General features: G+C 60.2%; 9 protein-coding genes. 5 read left to right on the top strand and 4 right to left on the bottom strand.

Going from position 1 to position 4,830, the window contains the following annotated elements:
• Positions 1–2: 2 nt before the first annotated feature.
• Positions 3–1,157: an RNA ligase RtcB family protein gene (locus CCR95_RS17925; RefSeq protein ID WP_201096933.1), complete on the bottom strand. Its 1,155-nt coding sequence runs from the start codon at positions 1,155–1,157 to the stop codon at positions 3–5.
• A gap of 82 nt (positions 1,158–1,239) precedes the next feature.
• Between CCR95_RS17925 and CCR95_RS17920 the strand changes: the two genes are divergently transcribed.
• The 5 genes from CCR95_RS17920 to CCR95_RS17900 are packed head-to-tail and all read left to right on the top strand — an operon-like array spanning position 1,240 to position 2,824.
• The gene (locus tag CCR95_RS17920) at positions 1,240–1,542 is read left to right on the top strand and encodes a PIN domain-containing protein (RefSeq protein ID WP_242523325.1); all 303 of its coding nucleotides are present in this window, start codon (positions 1,240–1,242) and stop codon (positions 1,540–1,542) included.
• A 34-nt stretch (positions 1,543–1,576) separates the two neighbouring features.
• Positions 1,577–1,771, top strand: coding sequence for a type II toxin-antitoxin system HicA family toxin (locus tag CCR95_RS17915; RefSeq protein WP_338115433.1), 195 nt, complete (start codon positions 1,577–1,579; stop codon positions 1,769–1,771).
• Entirely contained in the window at positions 1,768–2,022 is a 255-nt protein-coding gene (locus tag CCR95_RS17910) for a hypothetical protein (protein ID WP_201096927.1), read from the top strand. Before CCR95_RS17915 ends, CCR95_RS17910 begins: the two co-directional genes overlap by 4 nt.
• On the top strand, positions 2,010–2,354 hold the full coding sequence (locus CCR95_RS17905) for a UPF0175 family protein (RefSeq protein ID WP_201096925.1): 345 nt from the start codon (positions 2,010–2,012) through the stop codon (positions 2,352–2,354). Before CCR95_RS17910 ends, CCR95_RS17905 begins: the two co-directional genes overlap by 13 nt.
• Positions 2,336–2,824 carry a PIN domain-containing protein gene (locus CCR95_RS17900; RefSeq protein WP_201096923.1) on the top strand — a complete coding sequence of 163 codons (489 nt, stop codon included), beginning with the start codon at positions 2,336–2,338 and terminating at the stop codon, positions 2,822–2,824. Before CCR95_RS17905 ends, CCR95_RS17900 begins: the two co-directional genes overlap by 19 nt.
• 108 nt (positions 2,825–2,932) lie before the next feature.
• On the opposite strand, the gene CCR95_RS17895 is transcribed toward CCR95_RS17900, so the two are convergent.
• The 3 genes from CCR95_RS17895 to CCR95_RS17885 all read right to left on the bottom strand — a co-directional run bounded on the left by CCR95_RS17895 (position 2,933) and on the right by CCR95_RS17885 (position 4,724).
• Positions 2,933–3,109, bottom strand: coding sequence for a protein-tyrosine phosphatase family protein (locus CCR95_RS17895; protein ID WP_201096921.1), 177 nt, complete (start codon positions 3,107–3,109; stop codon positions 2,933–2,935).
• Between the two features lie 2 nt (positions 3,110–3,111).
• Entirely contained in the window at positions 3,112–3,366 is a 255-nt protein-coding gene (locus tag CCR95_RS17890) for a hypothetical protein (RefSeq protein WP_201096919.1), read from the bottom strand.
• Between the two features lie 797 nt (positions 3,367–4,163).
• Complete coding sequence (locus CCR95_RS17885) at positions 4,164–4,724, bottom strand: DUF4124 domain-containing protein (RefSeq protein WP_201096917.1); 561 nt, start codon at positions 4,722–4,724, stop codon at positions 4,164–4,166.
• Positions 4,725–4,830 lie beyond the last annotated feature (106 nt).

Genomic DNA, 4,830 nt, shown 5'->3' with positions numbered 1-4,830 from the left:
GCTCATGACCGGCCGCGTTGCGGTTTGCGGAATCCGGGTTGCCGCTGGGCCGGACGACGGACCTTGTAGGTCAGCCGCGGACGCAGGGTGGCGATGATCGTCATCAGACCGGCCTCGACCAGATCCGCCACCACGCGCTCGATACCTTTATAGTTTTCCGGCGCCTCGTCATAGAGCAGTTCCTTGTCCTCGCAGATCACCCGTCCGCCGAGCGCCGTCGTCACCAGATCCTCCGGGCGTTGCCGACTGCTCAGGCGACCCCGTGCCTCGCCGCGCTTCCATTTGCGCCCGGCGCCATGGGCGAGCGAGTGCAGGCTGTGCGCGCTGTCCCCCAGCGGTTGCACCAGATAGGAGAGACTGCCGCGCGATCCCGGAATGACGACCGACCCGCGATCCGCCGGAGCGGCACCCTTGCGATGCAGCCACAGCCGTTCTCCGTGCCAGTCCACGGGCCGCACGAGGTTGTGCCAGACATCCAGCCGCCGCTCGCCGGTGACGTTCAGGGCCTCGAACAGCCGTTGCGCGATCAGCCCACGATTGGCCTCCGCCCAGCGGAGCGCCCGATCATGCTGGCACAGATAGTCCGTTGCCTCGGGGCTGGTCGGATCGAGGCCCTGATGACCATGTCGATCGACGATTCCGCGCAGAATGGACTCGCCCAGCCCGCGCGAACCGCTGTGGACCAGCAGCAGCAGGTGATCGGTCTCGATGCCGAGCGCCGCCAGGGTCGCTGGATCCATCACCGTTTCAACACTCTGCAGTTCGGCGAAATGATTGCCGCCACCGATAGTGCCAAGCGAGGCATCGAAGGCGGTCGGCTCCAAATCAAACTCAGCGCGCCAGTCGTCCAGTTCGCCCTCCCAGGGCGCTTCGAGTCCCTGCAAACGCTCCGCCGCCCGCTCGGGCTTGAACTTGCGCCGCGACAGATCCGTCTGCCACAGCGCCATGCCGCAGCCGATGTCATTGCCGACCAGCGCCGGATAGATCCGCTCGCTCAAAAAGGCCGCGCCGATGGGATAACCCTTGCCCGGATGCAGATCGGGCAGTCCCACCGCCACGCGCATCCCCGGCAAGGCAGCGGTCTGCTCCAGTTGGCGCAGGGCGTCGCCCTCGATCCAGGTGTCGGGCGAGGCGATGAGGCGGTAGGACGTGGTCATGCGGTCAACTCCTTGGCGGTTGATGCGCGAGTTGGGACAGATCGGCTAGAGTCTGACTATGTTAGTCAGATCGCGACCGAACATGGAACAGATACCCATTGCCCAGGCCCGCCTCTTGGACATCTTCCTGGGGATATGCGAGTGGACGCCGATCTACTTTGGTTGGCGCCCCAATCTCACGGACGAGGGCGACAATCATCTGATCGAGTTGGCGATTGCCGGTCAGTCGCGTTACCTCGTCACGCGCAACCTGCGCGATCTGGCCCGCATGGAACGGCGCTTTCCCGAACTGCGGGTGTGCAGTCCCGAGCCGAGCGTGGCCTGGCACTGCTGCGCCAAGCGACTGGAGAGGACGCGGGCATCGGCGAGACGAAATAAGCGCTGACTGAAAGTCAGCCAAACTCCAAGCCAGTCCTTCGATCCGTTTCACCGATATCGAAGCGCTGATCGTGGCGCTCGGCGGAACGGTGCGGGAGGGAGCCGGCGCGCGCGTGTCCTTGCGCTTGAGGGGTGGAGTGAAGAACGCGCATCGCCCGCATCCCGGCAAGGATGCCAAGCGCTATCAGGTCGAGGAGATCCGCCGCTGGCCCGAAACCCTTGGAGTGACCCCATGAACAGCATGACCTATCGAGGCTATTCGGCCCGTATTGAATTCGACGAACGCGATGACCTGTTCTGGGGCAAGGTGCTGGGACTGCCGGATACCGTCAGTTCCTCCCTAAGCAAGGCTGGGATGAACAACGTGAATCCCAACAAATTCCACGTCGTCGTTGCGGATTTCACGATCGCTCAACCCAACGCCCTTGGTGCTGCTATCATCATGCCTATCGAATCATCCCATGAAGGATGCCTATGCAAACGGTGAATGTGAGCGGCCTGAAGAACAATCCGAGCGAGGCGTTGCGCCAGGCTCGCCGTGAGGTCGTCGTGGTACTGAACCGCGATCGGCCGGATGCGCTGATGGTCGGGGTCGAGCTGGCGGGCGTGCTCGACGCCAAGGGCGTCAAGCCAGCCTTGGCGACGGCCTTGTTTCGCGACGGGAATCTGTCCTTGGCGCGGGCGGCGCGACTGGCGGAGATGCCGCTGAGTCAGTTCATCACGCACCTGTCGCGCGCGGGAATTCCCGTGCTCAATCTTGCCGAGGAAGACGCCGACCGCGATCTGGAGACCCTCGACGAATGGCTCGCCTCGTCCTGATCGATGCCAGTCCCTTGATTGGGCTGGCGCGGGTCGAAGGTTTGTCTTGGCTGCGTGCGCTCTTCGGCGAGGTCTGGATGCCGTCCGAGGTTCAGTCCGAGGTGTTACCGCGGAAGGGCTTGCCGGATGAGCAAGCGATTCTGGCCGCGCTCGATGCCGGATGGCTGAGGGTGCGCGGGCCGACGCCAACCAGCCCCGCGTTGCCCGATCTCGACGAAGGCGAAGCGGCATGCATTCGTCTTGCCTTGGCGAGCGTGGAGCCGGTGCTTGTGCTGATGGACGAAAGGGCGGGCCGGGCGATCGCGAGCGAGCACGGCTTGCGCGTGGCCGGCACGGCGGCGGTGATTGGCATGGCCAAATCAAAAGGCTTGATTCCATCGGCGCGGGAGGTCTTTGCGCGCTTGCACGCCTCCGATTTTCGGATTTCGGCCAAGGTGATCGAAACGCTGTTACGGCGCGTGGGTGAATGAGCCACCCGCACCGTCCAGCCGCCCGCGTAGGGCGAAACTCCGACAGGAGGTTCTGCCGATTGACCCCGGTTCACCTCAGCCGCTCTGCCAAATCGGCAGTCTGCCGGCTCATGGCCGGGAACCGCCATAGGCGAAAACGAAGGCGCGTTGTGTCGGCGTCTCGGGCACCGGGATCGTGCGTTTCAGCGAAATCAGGCGCATGGCAGGCTCCGGTTCCATCCCGCTGGCGACCAGCAGGCAACTGGCCACCAGACCGGTGCGCCCGATGCCGCCCCGGCAATGCACGGCTAGGTGTACCCGGCCCGGATCTCGTCCAGGAGTCGCGCGACGAGGATCGCCAGCGCGGCCAGCTCCGGCACGTCCATGTCGCGGATGGGGAAACGCTCGAAGGCGAGGTGGTGTGCCGCGCAGACTTGGCGCTCCGCCTGCAAGTGCAACTCGGCTTCCTCCGCCTCCTCCAATAACGAGAGTACCTTGGTCACGCCCAGCTCCCAGAGTTCGCCGATGTGTGGGCGCAGCCAGGGCGCGTAGGGCGCGGGCATGACAGAGAGGCCGCCCGCGCCGATGTTCATAACGTGGAAGATTGGCGGATTCATCGGGCGTTGTGTTGTGGCGGTTCGCGCCAAAGGTGATTCGTTCGGGCTCTTCGTCAGCGCTGAAGGTATGAAATCGGCGTTCGATGCGCGGAGGATTTGCGATGGAAGTGGACGCCGATTGCATACCCTACTTGGCTACGCCCGGAACTGCGACTGACAGTTTAGTCGTTTGGGTGAGCAATGAGCCCCAGCACCACAATGGTGGATGCTGGGGTTCACTCTCGTTATCCCAGCCGCGCTTGCTCACACGCTTGACGCCGGCACGGATGGAGCGGGGCAGGCGCAGGGGATAGGTGCTGAGTTCGCTCATGAGCGAGTACCTCGTAAGAATTCCTGCAGGAACGGGCCGGGTTGCGACACGCATAGACCGAAGCGGGCGGCGGCACGCTGAAAGCCCGTAGCCCGTAGCGCCGTCATCGCAAAATGGCGGAACCGCTATCGCGTTCCGCCCTACGCGGGCTCTCTTGAACCGCTTTAGCCATTTTGCGAATGTTGGGTTGCCAACAGCGGCAACCCAACCTATACGGTATAGCCGTCTTACGTGATACCAAGACTGCCCCCTTTGATTAGCGCTGTATTTTCGGGGCTCTATCGAAGGGTTCTGTATGGGATATCACATTGGATACCTATACTTGCTTCATTCATCGATAGTTGATCGCTATCAATATAACTCACTGAATAAAAAGCAATATACAGGGTAGGAAATCGCAAAAAAGCTATGAAACGAGTATATATCAATAACCTCACCTCAGCGATTCCAGCTTGCCCTCTAGGTCTTCGCGTTGCCGTTCCGCACGGTGAAGATCCCATTCCATGTTTGACATATCACGCTTCATACTTGACATGCCACTCTCCATATTGCGCAACCGCCACACCATCTCGTTTTGGCGGCTCGCCTCTTGTTGGCGTGCTAAAGCTTCAGCTTGACGTCTTTGATTTTCGCGTTGAACTTCTGAATTTCTATTGTATTGCTCGACTAGCACATCATACTGTTTTGTAAGCCCATTGTAGATGGCAAACTCTTTGGCTTGATCGAAATCGCCTCGCTCAAATAGACTTTGCATATCACCTTCTTTCGTTCGGCGATATGCTTCTTGCGCTTTGTCGCCACATTTCTTATCGCTGAAAGTAACGACACCATTCTCATCTTTGCATTTATAGAGTGAGGAGCCATACGCCACATAAGACATAAAAAACAATGGGATCACTAATTGCCATCTGTGCATATCATTTCTCCATTTAATAAAGAATATACCTAATAACTTATCCCCGAAGCTGGGTAGTTCTACTTTGTCACTTTGCATTCAGGCATATTGACTATCCTGTTGCAGTCAGCTTGTAATGGCGTTCGATATCCTTGCGTCTTTGCTCATGCCTGACCCGCATTTGCTCGATTCTTTTTTCGACTGC

Origin of the sequence: Thiocystis minor, assembly GCF_016653465.1 — a bacterium.
Classification (GTDB): Bacteria; Pseudomonadota; Gammaproteobacteria; order Chromatiales; family Chromatiaceae; genus Chromatium; species Chromatium minus.
This window is presented reverse-complemented; position numbering and strand designations above follow the sequence as displayed.

Coding starts and splice junctions, on each gene's coding strand:
- CCR95_RS17910 (WP_201096927.1), top strand. CDS start 1,768: ATGAACAGCATGACCTATCGAGGCTATTCGGCCCGTATTGAATTCGAC.
- CCR95_RS17885 (WP_201096917.1), bottom strand. CDS start 4,724: ATGCAAAGTGACAAAGTAGAACTACCCAGCTTCGGGGATAAGTTATTA.
- CCR95_RS17905 (WP_201096925.1), top strand. CDS start 2,010: ATGCAAACGGTGAATGTGAGCGGCCTGAAGAACAATCCGAGCGAGGCG.
- CCR95_RS17920 (WP_242523325.1), top strand. CDS start 1,240: ATGGAACAGATACCCATTGCCCAGGCCCGCCTCTTGGACATCTTCCTG.
- CCR95_RS17925 (WP_201096933.1), bottom strand. CDS start 1,157: ATGACCACGTCCTACCGCCTCATCGCCTCGCCCGACACCTGGATCGAG.
- CCR95_RS17900 (WP_201096923.1), top strand. CDS start 2,336: ATGGCTCGCCTCGTCCTGATCGATGCCAGTCCCTTGATTGGGCTGGCG.
- CCR95_RS17890 (WP_201096919.1), bottom strand. CDS start 3,366: ATGCCCGCGCCCTACGCGCCCTGGCTGCGCCCACACATCGGCGAACTC.